The organism is Nocardia lasii (genome assembly GCF_042658545.1).
Taxonomy (GTDB): Bacteria; Actinomycetota; Actinomycetes; order Mycobacteriales; family Mycobacteriaceae; genus Nocardia; species Nocardia lasii.
Window position 1 is genome coordinate 178,828 of record NZ_JBHSQN010000009.1, and the last position, 15,139, is coordinate 193,966.

Consider the following 15,139-nt stretch of genomic DNA (forward strand, 5'->3'; position numbering starts at 1 on the left):
AGACTCGCCAACGAGGAGTAGTGCCATGACCGGTTCGGCCGCCGATTTTCTGTCGCAAGTGATCCTGCAGGTCATCCAGGGTCTGTTCAGCTCGATCAGCGCGGGCTGAACCAGCAGCTGGCATCGACGAGGGCCGCGTCTCCACTTCGGAGACGCGGCCCTCGTCGTCTGGTCAGTTCGCGGTGGTGGTGACCGCGTTCAAGACCACATCGGCGACCGGGGCGCCGTCCCCGCCGCCGCCCGCCACGCCCGCGTTCGCGATGGTGGTGAGCGCGTCCATACCCGCGGTGACGGTGCCGAAGGGGGTGTAGGCCGCCGGGAGCGCGGTGTCGCGGTAGACCAGGAAGAACTGGCTGCCGTTGGTGCCGGGGCCCGCGTTGGCCATGGCCACGGTGCCCGCCGGGTAGACCGCGCCGGTCAGGTTCTCGTCGGCGAACCCGTAGCCGGGACCACCCATGCCGGTGGCGGTGGGGTCGCCGCACTGGAGCACGAAGATGCCCTCGGTGGTGAGGCGGTGGCAGCGGGTGTGGTCGAAGTAGTTCTCGGCGGCCAGGAAGGCGAACGAGTTCACCGTGCGCGGGGCCGCGGCGGCGTCGAGCGCGATCGTGAGGGTGCCGCAGGTGGTGTCGAGGGTGGCGGTGTGGTGCGCGGCGGTGTCGATGGTGAGCGCCGGCTCGGTCGGCCACTGCTTGCCGTTGGGCTGACCGGCCACGGCGGGCAGGCACCCGGGGATCACCGCCTGCGGCCACGGTGTGGTCTGGGCGGCGGGGGCCAGTGCCACCAGGGCGGCCGCGGCGACGCCGAGGCCGAGCAGGGCGGAGAAGAGGGGGCGGTCCTGCGAAATGCTGCTCACCTTGTCGGGATCTCCTCGAGAACGGGTGCTGCCGGACGATGTACCGCGCATCCTGCCAGGCACCGCCGCCGCACGGGCAGGGACCGCCGGATCCGAAGGGTGGCGGGGCACTCAGCGGGCGCGCAGGCGCCAGAGGGTGGTGGTTTCGGCGGTGCGGGCGGCGGCGAGGGGGTCGTCGCGGTCGGTGGCCCGGGGGTGGCGGGGGCGGGTGGTGAGGGTGTCGTGGACGGTCAGGCCCGCGCGGTCGAGCAGGGTGGGGATGTGGGCGGGGGAGCGCAGGCCCAGGAGTTCGGCCAGGTCGGACAGGACCAGCCAGCCTTCGCCGTCGGGGGTGAGGTGCGCGCGCAGGTCGGCGATGAACTCGGTGAGCATCGACTGATCGTGGTCGTAGACACCGCGTTCCAGGTCCGAGGTGGGGGTGCCGGGCAGCCAGGGCGGATTGCACACCACCACATCGGCGCGGCCGTCCGGGTACAGGGTCGGGCCGGTCACCTCGATCGTCGCGCCGTAGCCGAGGCGGTCGGCGTTCTCGCGCGCGCAGCGCAGGGCGCGCGGATTGATATCGGTCGCCACGACTTTCGTGAGGCCGCGCCGGGCCAGCAGGGCGGCCAGCACGCCGGTGCCGGTGCCGAGGTCGAACGCGGTGCGCGCGCCGGTGGGCAGGGGCGCGGCGGCGACCAGGTCGACGTATTCGCTGCGGGTGGGCGAGAAGACGCCGTAGTCGGGGTACACGCGGGCGCCGAGCGCGGGCACCTCCACGCCCTGCTGCTGCCAGCGGTAGGCGCTGAGCACGCCGAGCAGTTCGGTGAACGTGACCACCCGCGACTCGGTCGCCGGACCGTAGGCCGCCGCGCAGGCCGCGCGCACATCGGGTGCGCGACGCAGGTCGAGTTCGTAGTCGGCGTCGAGTTCGACGAGCAGACTGCCGAGAATTCCTGCGCGCGTGCGCCTTCGGGCTCGCTCGTGCTCGTAGCGGGCACCGAGATCGGCGGCCGGCGCCTGCTTGTTCGGCTTGCGATCGGCGCGCCGTCCCAGGGCCTGCAACAGTTGGCGACCGTTGTTGTAATCGCCCTGCCACAGCAGCGCCGCACCCGCCCGGATCCGCCGATACGCCTGATCGGCGGACAGTCGATCGTCGGCGACGGTGACGGTGCGCGGGGCGAGCGCGCCGTTCTCCGAATGCCAGGCGGCGGTGCGCGGGGTGTGGTCGTCGGTCCACTCGATGCGGGACAGGATGATCTCCGATGATCGGCAGCGTCCCATTCTGCCGCACCCGTCCGAGTCGACCAGGGCCAGGTCTGTCGGACGTGCCGATCCGTGGGCCGCCGATGGTGGAGTTGTGGTCGACCACGGCTCGGAGTCGGACGTCGGCGGCGGTGGGGGCGGTGACGAGTGGACAGCTCGCCGACAAAGGCTCCGAGGCACGTCTGCCGGATGCGCCGATACGTGGCGCGTCCGGGTGGGGGCGGCGGGCCTGCGGTCAGGTGCGGCGGATGCGGCGGTAGGTGGGGGCGGCGGTGGTGGCGGTGGCGAGTTCGGCGGCCAGCCACGGGAGGTCGGTGGTGGAGTCCAGGGCGCCGAGGGTGAGGCGGAGGTGGTCGCGGGTGGGGTTGGGGGCTACCTCGAAGGGGCCGCCGGGGGCGGCTTTGATGCCGGCGGCGGCGAGGCTGATCATGGCGGCGTTCTCGTCGTCGACCGGCAGCCACAGGTTGATGCCGTCGCCGGTGGCCAGGGTGACGCCGTGGCCGGCCAGGGCGCGGCGCAGGGCGGTGGCGCGGCGGCGGTACTCGAGGCGGGCGCCGGCGACGGTGGCGCGGGCGCCGGGGTCGTGCAGCATGGTCAGCAGGACGCGCTGGAGCAGCCGACTCGACCAGCCGGGGCCCAGCATGCGCCGTTCGACCACCGGGTCGAGCAGCGCGGCGGGCCCGCCCGCGACCGCAAGGCGCAGGTCGGCGCCGTGGGACTTGGAGTACGAGCGGATGTAGACCCCGCGCTCGGGGAAGCGGGCCGCCAGCGAACGCAGCGGGGTGGTGGCGATACCGGCGGAGTGATCGTCCTCGATGATCAGCGCCGACTGCGCGTCGAGCACCACGGCCAACTCCCGTACCCGGCTCGCCGAGAGCGCGGCCCCGGTGGGGTTGTTGGCGCGCGGTTGCAAGATCACCGCGCGCGGGGCGGGCCCGTCGAAGGCGCGCGCGAATTCCTCGGGGCGGAAACCGGATTCGTCCAGGCGCACCGGAATCGCGCGAGCGCCCAAGCGCGCCAACAGATCCAGGAACGGCGGAAAGCAGGGATCCTCCACGATCACCGGATCGCCGAAGCGCACATGCGCGCCCAGCAACCGGTCGACCGCGTCGAGCGCGCCGTCGAGCACGGTCAACCGCTCGCACGCCCACGGCCAGTCCGCCCGCAGCGTCTCGGCCAGCGCGGGCAGCACCGCCTCGCCCAGATAGTGCGCCGACAGATCGCCCGGCGCGGTGTCGCGCGAGAGCGCGTGCAGGGCCGCGGCCAGGTCGGGCAGCAGCGACGGGTCGGGGGTGCCGCGCGAGAGGTCGAGCCGAAAAGCGTTGTCCGAGGGCGAATGCAGACGCTGATAGCGCCCCACCGGTTCCCGCGGGAGCTCGGCGACGAAGGTGCCTGCCCGCCCGCGCGCGGTGATCGCGCCGGTCGCGGCCAGCGCGCGCCACGCCTGACTGACCGTGGCGGGGGAGACCCGCAGTTCGCGGGCCACCTCGCGCACGGTGGGGAGACGGGTGCCGGGGGTGAGCGCGCCCGAGCGGATCCGGCGCCCGATGGCGGCGGCGATGCCCGCGGCGGTTCGTTCATCCAGATCCCCGGCGAAGTCCGCGGGTAGGGCGGTCGGCGAGGCTTCGGTCATGGGCCCATTCTGCGGGGTCGTGCGCGGGGCGATCCGGGTGCCCTGTGAAGGTTTACGGCACCGAAACTGTTTCCGCACTCTTGTAACACAACGGAATCAGTTGTACGTGCAGTATAACAAAGCATGGGAATCGTCAGAGCGGCGCTCGTCCAGACCAGCTGGACCGGTGACAAAGAATCAATGATCAAAGTTCACGAGGACTACGCACGGGAGGCCGCGGCACAGGGAGCACAGGTCATCTGCTTCCAGGAGTTGTTCTACGGACCGTATTTCTGCCAGTTGCAAGACCCCAAGTTCTATGAGTACGCCGAATCCGTGCCAGGCCCGACCACCGAGCGCTTCGCCGCGTTGGCCGCCGAGCTGAACATGGTGATGGTGTTGCCGGTCTACGAACGCGAAATGGACGGGCTGCTCTACAACACCGCGGCTGTCATCGACGCCGACGGCTCCTACCTGGGCAAATACCGCAAGCATCATATCCCGCAGGTCGCCGGTTTCTGGGAGAAGTTCTACTTCCGGCCGGGCAATCTGGGCTGGCCGGTGTTCGACACCGCGGTCGGCAAGGTGGGCGTCTACATCTGCTACGACCGCCATTTCCCCGAGGGCTGGCGGGCACTGGGGCTGGCGGGCGCCGAAATCGTGTTCAACCCCTCGGCCACCTCGCGCGGCCTGTCGAACTATTTGTGGAAGCTCGAACAGCCGGCCTCGGCGGTGGCCAACGAGTATTACGTCGGCGCTATCAATCGGGTGGGCATCGAGAGCGAATACGGCGACGACGACTTCTACGGCACCAGCTATTTCGTCGACCCCGAGGGCAAGTTCGTCGGCGAGGTCGCCTCCGACACCGACCCGGAATTGGTGGTGCGCGATCTGGACATGGATCTGATCAAGACCGTGCGCGAGCGGTGGGCCTTCTATCGCGACCGTCGCCCGGATGCCTACGGCCCGCTGGTGGCGCCCTGATGCGTACCTTCATCCACGGTGGGACGGTGGTCAGTGCCACCGGGTCCCAGCTCCTCGACGTGCTGATCGAGGACGAGACGATTGTCGCTGTCCTGCAACCGGGTTCGACCGCGCTCGGCGCGGATCTGGCCGCCGACGCCGACACCGTGATCGACGCGACCGGCAAGTACGTCATCCCCGGCGGCGTCGACGGGCACACGCACATGCAGTTGCCCTTCGGCGGCACCGAGGCCAGCGACACCTTCGAGACCGGCACCAGGGCCGCGGCCTGGGGCGGTACCACCACCATCGTCGACTTCGCGGTCCAGAAACCGGGCCAGCGGGTCCAGGACACCCTGGCCGAATGGCACGCCAAGGCGGCCGGGCAGTGCGCGATCGACTACGGGTTCCACCAGATCATCGGCGAGGTCAACGACGAATCCCTCAAGGGGATGAGCGAACTCGTCAACGAGGGCGTCACCAGTTTCAAGCTGTTCATGGCCTATCCGGGCGTCTTCTACTCCGACGACGGCCAGATCCTGCGCGCCATGCAGTCCGCCGGTGACCTCGGCGCGCTGATGATGATGCACGCCGAGAACGGCATCGCCATCGACGTGCTGGTCGAACAGGCCCTCGCGCGCGGCGACAGCTCGCCCTACTTCCACGGCACCAGTCGCCCGTGGCAGATGGAAGAGGAGGCCACCCACCGCGCGATCATGTTGGCGCAGTTGACCGGTGCGCCGCTGTACGTGGTACACGTCTCGGCCAAGCAGGCGATGGAACAGATCGCGGCCGCGCGCGGCCAGGGGCAGAACGTCTTCGCCGAGACCTGTCCGCAGTACCTGTACCTCTCGCTCGAAGAGCAGTTGGGCGCACCGGGTTTCGAGGGCGCCAAGTGGGTCTGCTCGACGCCGCTGCGTTCACGCGCGGAGGGGCACCAGGACGAACTGTGGCGGTTCATCCGCACCGGCGATGTCACCGCGGTGAGCACCGACCACTGCCCGTTCTGCATGAAGGACCAGAAAGAGCTCGGCGTCGGCGATTTCAGCAAGATCCCCAACGGGATCGGCGGGGTCGAGCACCGGATGGACCTGCTGTTCCAGGGCGTCAAGGACGGTCGGATCTCGCTCGAGCGCTGGGTGGAGGTCTGCTGCACCACCCCGGCGCGGATGTTCGGCCTGTACCCGCGCAAGGGCGTGATCAGTCCGGGCGCCGACGCCGACGTGGTGATCTACGACCCCAACGGGCACACCAGCATCGGCCTGGGCAAGACCCACCACATGAACATGGATCACTCGTCCTGGGAGGGCTTCGAGATCGACGGCCACGTCGACACGGTGCTCTCGCGCGGCAAGGTGATCGTCGACGACGGCGCCTACCACGGACGCACCGGACACGGTCGCTTCCTGCGCCGCGGCCTGTCCCAGAACCTTCTGTAGCACCGACCCCGAACGGAGAAACCCATGGACATCGGTGTGGTCCTGCAGTGCACACCACCCGCGTCGCGGGTGATCGAATTGGCCAGAGTGGCCGAGACCCATGGGTTCTCGCACGTGTGGACCTTCGATTCGCACCTGCTCTGGCAGGAGCCCTATGTGATCTACAGCCAGATCCTGGCCGCCACCCGCAAGGTGATCGTGGGCCCCATGGTCACCAACCCGGCCACCCGCGACCAGACGGTGACCGCGTCCACCTTCGCCACGCTCAACGAGATGTTCGGCAATCGGACCATCTGCGGCATCGGGCGCGGCGACTCGGCGATCCGCACCCTCGGCGGCAAGCCCACCACCCTGGCGACCCTGCGCGAATCGGTGGAGGTGATCCGTGAGCTCGGCAACGGGCGCACCGCCCGGATCGGCGAGACCGAGGTGCGGTTCCCGTGGGCGGCCGACTCCCGGCTCGAGGTGTGGGTGGCCGGATACGGGCCCAAGGCCCTGGAACTGACCGGTCAGGTGGCCGACGGGTTCATTCTGCAACTGGCCGACCCCGACATCACCGCGTGGACCATCGCGAAGGTGCGCGCGGCGGCCGAGGCGGCGGGGCGCGACCCGGACTCGGTGACGATCTGCGTCGCCGCGCCCGCCTATGTGACCGACGGGTCGGCGGCGGCGCTGGAACACGCCCGCGACCAGTGTCGCTGGTTCGGCGGCATGGTCGGCAACCACGTCGCCGACATCGTCGCCAAATACGGTGCGGGCGGCGATGTTCCGGCCGCGCTCACCGATTACATCGCCGGTCGGCAGGGCTACGACTACAACCAGCACGGGCGCGCCGGCAATACCCACGCCGACTTCGTGCCCGACGAGATCGTCGACCGGTTCTGCCTGATCGGCACCCCCGACGAGCAGTTGGCTCGCCTGTGGGAGCTCGAGAAGCTCGGGGTCGACCAGTTCGCGGTGTACCTGCAACACGACGCCAAGACGGCCACCCTCGAGGCCTATGGCGAGCAGATCCTGCCGCGCCTGCACGCACCGGTCACCGCGACCAAGGCGGCGGATTCGTGAGCGTGGATCTGGCACTGCTGTGGGGCGCCTACACCGTGGGCGTCGGCGCGTTCGGCTTCGCCGCGGCGCTGCTCGGATGGCGGCGGGTCGAGCGGCGCGGGGGAGGGCGGCGGTGAGTACGGCGACCATCGATCCGGCCACCGCCGTTGTGCCCCAGCAGGTTCGGGCCAGCACGGTCACTCGGACCCGGGTGTTGCGCGCGGTCTACGCGGTGAGCGCGTTCGTGCTCGTGGCGGTGATCTGGGAACTGGTGAAGGTGCTGGTGCCCACCAACGGGGTGAGCATCGGCGGCACCCGGATCCTGCCGCGCACCAGTGACGGCGCGCTGCCGCACGTGTGGGCGGTGTTCACCGTGCTCGGGGAAGCGGACGGCAAGGGCACCGTGGGCGGAACCCTTTTGCGCACAGGGCTTTTCACGCTCGGACTCTCGCTGCTCGCCCTGCTACTCGGGGCCGTGGTCGGGGTGATCCTGGCCGTGGCGATGCAGCGGTTCGGGTGGCTCGAACGCGGACTGCTGCCGTATGTGGTGCTCTCGCAGACGGTTCCGTTGATCGCGCTCGCGCCGCTGGTCGCGGCGTGGGGCGGGAAACTGTCCATCGGCGGGGAACCGTGGCGGCCGTGGATGAGCATCGTGGTGATCGCGGCCTACCTCGCCTTCTTCCCCATCGCCATCGGGATGCTGCGCGGCCTGCAAGCGCCGTCCACGGCCTCGGTGGAACTGATGCGCAGCTGTTCGGCGGGCTGGTGGGCGACGTTGACCCGCTTGCGATTTCCCGCCGCCGTGCCCTCGCTCATCCCCGCCCTGCGGCTGGCGGCCGCGGCCGCGGTGGTCGGCGCGGGCGTCGCCGAGATCTCCACCGGCACCGCGGGCGGCATCGGCCGCCAGATCATCGTGTTCTCCCAGCAGGCCACCGGCGACTCGGCCCGGCTCTACGCCGCCGTGCTCGCCGCCGCCCTGCTCGGAGTGGTGCTCACCGCCCTGGTCGGCCTGGTGGAACTGGCCCTGCGCCGCTACAGCCACCCGCCCGGTACCGGCCCCTCGAACGACCGCTGATGCGCACCGAAACACTCTCCGCCACAACGTTTCAGGAAGAAGTTTCCATGACCACATCGGTCACCGAACCCGACACCCCGGCCGCGGTCGCGCTGAGCCACCTCGGCAAGACCTTCGCCGCGGGTGCGGTGACGGCGCTCTCGGATGTCAGTCTCACCGTCGCCCCCGGGGAATTCGTCTCGCTCATCGGCCCGTCGGGCTGCGGTAAATCGACGCTGCTGCGGATCATCGCCGACCTCGAGACCCCCACCAGCGGCACCGCCACCGTGCACGGCAAACCCGCCCGCCAGGCCCGCATCGACCAGGACTACGGCATCGCGTTCCAGCAGGCGGGCCTGCTCGAATGGCGCACTGTCGCAGCCAATATCGAGCTGCCACTGGAACTGCACCGGGTGCCCAAGGCCCAGCGCAAGGCACGCAGTGCCGAACTGCTGGACATGGCCGGGCTCAGCGAGTTCGCCGACCGGTACCCGGCCGAACTGTCCGGCGGCATGCAGCAGCGGGTCGCCATCGCGCGGGCACTGGCCCGCAAGCCCTCGCTGCTGCTGATGGACGAACCCTTCGGCGCGCTCGACGAGATGACCCGCGAACGCATGCAGGGCGAACTGCTGCGCATCGCCGGCGAGACCGGCGCGGCCGTGGTGTTCGTGACCCACTCGATTCCCGAGGCGGTCTACCTGTCCGACCGGGTGGTCGTGCTCTCGGCGCGGCCGGGACGGATCAGCGAGATCGTGCCCACCGGCGGCTGGGATCGCCAGGCGGGCACCGACGTTCGCGCCTCCGGCGAGTTCTTCACCGCCGTCGCCGCGGTGCGCGCGGCCCTGCGCGGCGAGCACGACGACACGGCCGTGGCCGGACGGGACCTGCGATGAGAACCTGGTTGCCGCCGATCGTCGTCGGTGTCGTCGCGCTCGCCCTGTGGCAGCTGCTCACGGTGGTGGGCGGGGTGCCCTCGTTCCTGCTGCCCGCGCCCAGCGCCATCGCCACCCAGTTCGTCGAGAACGCGGGCCGGATCTTCGACGCGTCGGTGGCCACCGGAACCAACGCGCTGGTCGGGTTCGTCGCCGGGACCGTGCTCGGGCTGCTCGCGGCGATCGTCGCGGTGCGGTTCAGTGTCGTCGACGGGCTGCTCACCCCGCTGGCCGCCGCGGCCGCCGCGGTGCCGATCGTCGCGCTCGCCCCGCTGCTCAACTCGATGTACTCCACCACCACCGAGACCCCGCGTCGACTCGTCGTCACCATCGTGGTGTTCTTCCCGGTCTTCGTCAGCACCGCGCGCGGCCTGCGCCAGGTGCCCAAGGTCCACGCCGACCTGATGACCTCCTACGCCGCCTCGGGCTGGCAGATCACCCGCACCGTGCGCCTGCCCGCCGCGCTGCCGCACCTGTTCACCGGGTTGCGCATCGCGGCGCCGGGCGCGGTGATCGCGGCCATCATCGCCGAGTACTTCGGCGGTCTGCAGAACGGTCTCGGCAGTCGGATCACCTCCGCCGCGGCCAACACGGCCTACCCACGGGCCTGGGCTTACGTGGTCGGCGCGATGTGCGTCGGCCTCGTCTTCCTGGCAGCAGTGTTGCTGCTCGAACAACTCACCCGCCGACCCCGAACCCCCCTGCTGTCCACGATCCGATGAGGGAGATCCATCCATGAGCAAGACCGCACTCCGGTTGCGTAGCGCGGTGGCCATAGCCGCCGTGGCCGCCGCCGCACTGACCGGCTGTAGCACCACCGACAGTGGTTCGCAGACCACCGCCGACGGCCTCACCAAAGTGACCCTGCAACTGCAATGGTTCAAACAGGGCCAGTTCGCCGGCTACCTGGCCGCCGTGGACCAGGGCTTCTACAAGGAACAGGGCCTCTCGGTCGAGATCCTCGACGGCGGCACCGACATCGTCCCGCAGACGGTGCTGGCCCAGGGCCAGGCCGACTACGCGGTCGCCTGGGTACCCAAGGCACTGGCCTCCCGTGAGGCGGGCGCCGGCATCACCGAGATCGCCCAGATCTTCCAGAAGTCGGGCACCAAGCAGGTCTCGTTCAAGGCCGACAACATCGTCGGACCCGCCGCGCTGCGCGGCAAGACCGTCGGAAACTGGGGCTACGGCAACGAATTCGAACTCTTCGCCGGCATGACCAAGGCCGGACTCGATCCCGCCAAGGACGTGACCCTGGTCCAGCAGCAGTTCGACATGAACGCGTTCCTGGCCAAGGACATCGCCGCCGCCCAGGCCATGTCCTACAACGAGTACGCCCAGCTGCTCGAAACCAAGAACCCCGCCACCGGTGAGCTCTACACCGCCGACGACTTCACCACCATCGACTGGAACGACGAGGGTGTGGCGATGCTGCAGGACGCCCTGTGGGCCAACACCGAGAAGCTGAAGGACAGCGCGTACCAGGACCAGACGGTCAAGTTCCTGGTCGCCTCGCTCAAGGGCTGGGCCTTCTGCCGCGACAACCTCGACAAGTGCCGCGACATCACCGTCGCCGCGGGCGCGACGCTGGGCGCGGGACACCAGCAGTGGCAGATCAACGAGGTCAACAAGCTGATCTGGCCCTCCCCGGCCGGCATCGGCACCATCGACAAGTCCGCGTGGGACCGCACCGTCTCGATCGCCAAGAACACCAAGAACGCCGAAGGCGCGACGGTGCTCACCAAGGATCCCGTCGCCGAGGCCTACACCACCGAGTACGTCACCAAGGCCCTCGACCAGTTGAAGGCCGACGGTGTGGACGTCACCGGCGCGAACTACCAGCCCACCGTGGTCACTCCGACGGAGGGCGGTAAGTAACCCACATGTTCGACGGCCCATCGCCTTTCACGGCGGTGGGCCGTCGGCGTGTGCTCACACCGCGGCGGGCAGCCTCGTCGCGGTCGGGGCGAGGCGCTCGCGCAGGGTCGACTCGGCGTACTCGTGGCGGAACAGGCCGCGGCGGCGCAGGATCGGGACCACCTCGTCGACGAAGAGCTCCAGGCCTGCGGGGAAGGCGTCGGGCATCAGGTTGAAGCCGTCGGCGGCGCCCGCGCGAAACCACTGTTCGATCGTGTCGGCGATCTGCTCCGGCGCCCCGATGACGCGGCGGTGGCCGCCGTCGCCGAACTCGCCGATGGCCTCGCGCAGGGTGTAGCGGCCGCCGGTGGCCGCGAGGCGTTCGCTGACGCCGCGCACGACCGACTCGCGGAAACCCAGGGAGCCGGTGAAACTCTCGGGGTCGGGCAGCTCGGCCAGGACGTGGGCGGGGAAGGGCTCGTCGAGGTGGTAGGGGACCAGGTCGTGCAGCAGGACCGCGCCGAGCCGGCGCAGTTCGTGAACGGGACCGAGGAGTTCGCGGGCCCGTTCGTAGCGGGCCACGGCCTCGGCGTGGGTGCTGCCGATGATGGTGATCAGGCCGGGCAGGATCGCCACGTCGTCGCGGCGCCGACCGTGGCGTACCGCGACCTGCTTGACCTGCTCGTAGTGTTCCACGCCCGCCGCGAGCGAGAGTTCGGCGCTGAACACCGCGTTCGCGGTGCGGCCGGCCAGTTCGCGACCCTGCGGGGAGCCACCGGCCTGCACGATCAGCGGATGGCCCTGCGGTGACGGGCCCAACGGCAGGCGCCCGGAGACGGTGAAATGTGTTCCGCGGTGGTCGATGTCGCGCCCCTCGGCGGCACCCTGCCACAGGGCGGTGACGACATCGACGAATTCGTGGGCGCGCGAATACCTTTCGGCCCGGCTCGGTACCTCGAGAAGACCGAAGTTGCCGCCCGCGGCCGGGTTGTAGGTGGTCACCGCGTTCCAGGCCGCGCGGCCACCGCTGAGGTGGTCGAGGGTGAGCAGGCGTTCGGCCAGTTCGACGGGATCGTTGAAGGTGGTCGACAGGGTGCCGATCAGGCCGAGGTGGGACGTGGCGGCGGCGACCGTGACCAGGATGGTGGTCGGTTCCAGGGCGCGACCGGGGGTGCGGCGCGGGTCCTCGCGCACGGCCGGGTTGTCGGCCAGGAAGTACGCGTCGAGGGTGCCGCGCTCGGCGATCCGGCCGATCTCGGCGTAGTAGTCACCGGAGGCGACGGTGTCCCTCGGCAGCCCGGACAGTTCCCAGGCGGCCCCGCTGATGCCGAGGTCGAGCACATTCGCGTTGAGGATGACGTGGCGGCTCATGGGTGTGTCCCTTCAGGAGGCGGCGAAGACCGGACGGTGCCGACTCAGGTCGGGTTCTTTGCGGCGGTCGATGCCGAGATGCGCACGGAGAGTGCGGGTTTCGTCGCTCGGTCGCAGGCGAAGCAAACCGGCGTCGGCCAGGGCGGGCAGGGTTCGGTCGAGGAAGTCCGGCAGGGCGGGCAGATCGACGCGGATCGCGACGCCGTGGATGTCGGGGAGTTCGGCGAGCGGATTCCCGGTGCGGGGAGCCAGGTCGGAGGCCTCGAGTCGGACGTGTCGGTGGACCGCTGCCGGGAGCTCGGCGTCGAGGTCGTCGGGGTCGACGAGCACGACATCGGCCACCGCGACCCGGGCGGGATCGTCACCGCGTTCGTAGCGCCACCAGACCACGGGCTCGCCCTGTGGGGTGGTGGGCACATTGAGGGGGCCGGTGGTCGGGTACTCACCGGTGTGGTCGGCGTAGCGCACGACCGAATCGTCGGCGCGGGTGAGGGTTTCGATGGGCCAGGTACGCCACAGCGCGCGCACGGCGGTGACGGCATCGGCCACTCCGGCCGCGTCGACCGGGCGGTCGGTCCAGCTGCCGTGTCCCTGGCCGAGCGTGGTGGCGCGGTCCTCGCGCAGAGCCAGCCACCCGGCACGCCCGTGGGTGAGGTGGTCGAGGGAGCCGAGTCGGCGGGCGATGTTGTAGGGGTGATCGCGCTGCGGGGAGGCCGCGGCGACGATGCCGAGTCCGTGGCTGTGTCGGGCGAACAGGGTGCCCGCGAGTGCCGGACTCAGCGATTCGGCGGTGCCGGTGGCCCGGTCGGCGCCGAGCACGACGTAGCCGATCCCGGCGGCATCGAGCAGCCGTGGCACCGCCGCGAATTCGGGACCTACCGACCGCGCGAGCGCCGCGTCCGCGATTTCTATCCCGACCACCGGTGTCATACTCGAACTCCTCTGTTTTCCTGGCGAACAATCAACGATCGAGCGCACCGGAATGACAGCTACGCGGCGCAGTGCGAATGACCGCGACTCTAACGATCGGCGTCGGGGGTGAATAGTGTTCTTCTCACCACGAATGTTTCTTCGCGCTGGTCAGCGCGGGGATGAACCGAAACTTCACCGTGGCGTCAGCTGTACTTCACGGTGCTCGAGACCCGTATGAATTACGGGGGGAGAAAGTATTGTTCGCCTTTTTCCGCACTCACATACTGTCCCCATGACCACCACTGCCGCACCTCGCCCCGTCGCCCTCGATTCGCCCGAACTGGGGGAGGTGATCGAGGCGATCGCCCAGGATGCGCGCCGTCGCCTCGACTTTCCCACGGAGAAACCGGAATTGGCGCTGCGGCTCCTGCGCGAACACCGCCTCGGCGCGGTGCGGGTTCCCCTCGCCGACGGGGGCGGTGGCTACAGCACCAGGGAACTGTTCGAACTGCTGATCCGGCTCGGGGAAGCCGACCCGGACGTGCCGCACATCCTGCGCATCCACTACGGCTTCGTCGAGGAACTGCGCCGCGACCCGACGGTGTATCGCGAACGGCCCTGGCTCGCCGAAGTGGTGGCCGGAAAACTGTTCGGCGGCGCCAGTTCCGAGCTCGGCAACCGGGTCGGCGTCTACACCTTCGACACCACCCTGCTGCCCGACGGCGCGAACTTCCGGCTCACCGGACGCAAGTTCTACAGCACCGGCAGCCTGTACTCGGACTACCTGCGCGTCACCGCCAACGACGCGAACGGCGAGCAGATCAGCGCGCTCATCCCCGCCGACCGCGCCGGCATCGTGCACGTCGACGACTGGGACGGCATCGGCCAGCGCCACACCGGCACGGGCACAACGATTCTGGACAATGTGCTCGTCGAGCCCGCGGAGCTGGTGCCGTTCCGCCACGTCGGCTCCGACCGGCGACCCGGCGGCGCCCAGCCGCAACTGCTGCTGCACGCGATCGCCGCGGGCATCCTGCGCGCGGTCACCGCGGAGGCCGCGACGCTGCTGCGCGAGCGGCCACGCTCCTACGCGTGGGGCAATGCCGACCCCTCCCGCGAGGACCCGCAGCTGTTGCAGATCGTCGGCGAACTGTCCGCCGCCGCCTACGTCGTGGAGGCCGCGGTGCTGGCCGCGGCCGAGACCCTCGGCCGCGCGATCGAGCACGCGCACACGCACGGTCAGGTCGACGACGAGCTCGAGCGGGCGGCGTCGCTGGCGGCGGCCAGGGTGAAGGTCGGCGTGGAGGACATCGCGTTGCGGGCGGCCGGTGCGCTCTACGGGGTCGGCGGGGCCTCGGCCGTTCGCCAGGCCACCCACCTCGATCGGCACTGGCGCAACCTGCGAACCCTGTTCTCGCACAACCCCACCGCGTTCAAGGCGCGCGCGATCGGCGACGCGGTGGTCAACGACGCACCGCTGCCCACCGTCGGATTCTTCTGACCGGGCTCGGCTTGCCGCGCCTCCCGAATCGACGAGCCGGTCGAAGGGCGACAGGTACTGCCGGGTCGGCGTGCGCGAGATCTCAGATCGCGTCCCGCGCATATAAGGGCAGATCGCGGTCCGGGCGAAGTATCGGGCGCCACACCGGATTTCGACCCGTCACCGCGAGTTACATGATGGACACGTGACCAGTCGAAACTCGGGGGCCACATCCGAACTCGACCTGGGAGCCACCATGGGATCCGCCTCCGCCGTACTGACCGCCGTGCTCATCGACCTGATCCTCAACGCGCTCAGCAGCGCCAGCGCGGCCTGACCCACCCCTGTTCGACGGCCCACCGCCCGGCCCGGCGGTG

14 protein-coding genes are annotated in these 15,139 nt (G+C 70.0%); 9 read left to right on the forward strand and 5 right to left on the reverse strand.

Going from position 1 to position 15,139, the window contains the following annotated elements:
• Window positions 1-172 precede the first annotated feature (172 nt).
• The 3 genes from ACFP3H_RS14005 to ACFP3H_RS14015 form a co-directional block, all read right to left on the reverse strand.
• Window positions 173-853, reverse strand: coding sequence for a peptidylprolyl isomerase (locus ACFP3H_RS14005; protein WP_378605231.1), 681 nt, complete (start codon window positions 851-853; stop codon window positions 173-175).
• A gap of 111 nt (window positions 854-964) precedes the next feature.
• On the reverse strand, window positions 965-2,116 hold the full coding sequence (locus ACFP3H_RS14010) for a methyltransferase (RefSeq protein WP_378605233.1): 1,152 nt from the start codon (window positions 2,114-2,116) through the stop codon (window positions 965-967).
• A gap of 217 nt (window positions 2,117-2,333) precedes the next feature.
• Window positions 2,334-3,731 carry an aminotransferase class I/II-fold pyridoxal phosphate-dependent enzyme gene (locus ACFP3H_RS14015; RefSeq protein WP_378605235.1) on the reverse strand — a complete coding sequence of 466 codons (1,398 nt, stop codon included), beginning with the start codon at window positions 3,729-3,731 and terminating at the stop codon, window positions 2,334-2,336.
• Between the two features lie 123 nt (window positions 3,732-3,854).
• On the opposite strand from ACFP3H_RS14015, the gene ACFP3H_RS14020 reads away from it, so the two are divergent.
• The 7 genes from ACFP3H_RS14020 (at window position 3,855) to ACFP3H_RS14050 (ending at window position 11,020) form a co-directional block, all read left to right on the forward strand.
• Window positions 3,855-4,694, forward strand: a complete 840-nt coding sequence (locus tag ACFP3H_RS14020) for a nitrilase-related carbon-nitrogen hydrolase (protein ID WP_378605237.1) — start codon at window positions 3,855-3,857, stop codon at window positions 4,692-4,694.
• Window positions 4,694-6,112, forward strand: a complete 1,419-nt coding sequence (gene hydA / locus ACFP3H_RS14025) for a dihydropyrimidinase (RefSeq protein WP_378605239.1) — start codon at window positions 4,694-4,696, stop codon at window positions 6,110-6,112. The genes ACFP3H_RS14020 and hydA overlap by 1 nt, the downstream gene beginning before the upstream one ends.
• A gap of 24 nt (window positions 6,113-6,136) precedes the next feature.
• A complete protein-coding gene (locus tag ACFP3H_RS14030; RefSeq protein ID WP_378605242.1) occupies window positions 6,137-7,177 on the forward strand; it encodes a TIGR03842 family LLM class F420-dependent oxidoreductase in 1,041 nt (346 codons plus the stop codon).
• A gap of 112 nt (window positions 7,178-7,289) precedes the next feature.
• Window positions 7,290-8,231 carry an ABC transporter permease gene (locus ACFP3H_RS14035; protein ID WP_378605245.1) on the forward strand — a complete coding sequence of 314 codons (942 nt, stop codon included), beginning with the start codon at window positions 7,290-7,292 and terminating at the stop codon, window positions 8,229-8,231.
• Window positions 8,232-8,278: 47 nt separating this feature from the next.
• Window positions 8,279-9,103, forward strand: coding sequence for an ABC transporter ATP-binding protein (locus ACFP3H_RS14040; protein WP_378605248.1), 825 nt, complete (start codon window positions 8,279-8,281; stop codon window positions 9,101-9,103).
• Window positions 9,100-9,864: an ABC transporter permease gene (locus ACFP3H_RS14045; protein ID WP_378605251.1), complete on the forward strand. Its 765-nt coding sequence runs from the start codon at window positions 9,100-9,102 to the stop codon at window positions 9,862-9,864. The genes ACFP3H_RS14040 and ACFP3H_RS14045 overlap by 4 nt, the downstream gene beginning before the upstream one ends.
• 13 nt (window positions 9,865-9,877) lie before the next feature.
• Window positions 9,878-11,020, forward strand: coding sequence for an ABC transporter substrate-binding protein (locus ACFP3H_RS14050; protein WP_378605254.1), 1,143 nt, complete (start codon window positions 9,878-9,880; stop codon window positions 11,018-11,020).
• Window positions 11,021-11,074: 54 nt separating this feature from the next.
• Here the strand turns inward: ACFP3H_RS14050 and ACFP3H_RS14055 are convergent, their stop codons facing one another.
• A complete protein-coding gene (locus tag ACFP3H_RS14055) occupies window positions 11,075-12,370 on the reverse strand; it encodes an NtaA/DmoA family FMN-dependent monooxygenase (RefSeq protein ID WP_378605257.1) in 1,296 nt (431 codons plus the stop codon).
• A gap of 12 nt (window positions 12,371-12,382) precedes the next feature.
• Window positions 12,383-13,300, reverse strand: coding sequence for an LLM class oxidoreductase (locus ACFP3H_RS14060; protein WP_378605260.1), 918 nt, complete (start codon window positions 13,298-13,300; stop codon window positions 12,383-12,385).
• A gap of 274 nt (window positions 13,301-13,574) precedes the next feature.
• Here ACFP3H_RS14060 and ACFP3H_RS14065 point away from each other — a divergent pair, with 274 nt between their 5' ends.
• Together ACFP3H_RS14065 and ACFP3H_RS14070 are read left to right on the forward strand one after the other, a co-directional pair.
• Entirely contained in the window at window positions 13,575-14,783 is a 1,209-nt protein-coding gene (locus tag ACFP3H_RS14065) for an acyl-CoA dehydrogenase family protein (RefSeq protein WP_378605263.1), read from the forward strand.
• A 184-nt stretch (window positions 14,784-14,967) separates the two neighbouring features.
• Window positions 14,968-15,099, forward strand: coding sequence for a hypothetical protein (locus ACFP3H_RS14070; protein ID WP_378605265.1), 132 nt, complete (start codon window positions 14,968-14,970; stop codon window positions 15,097-15,099).
• Window positions 15,100-15,139: the final 40 nt, after the last annotated feature.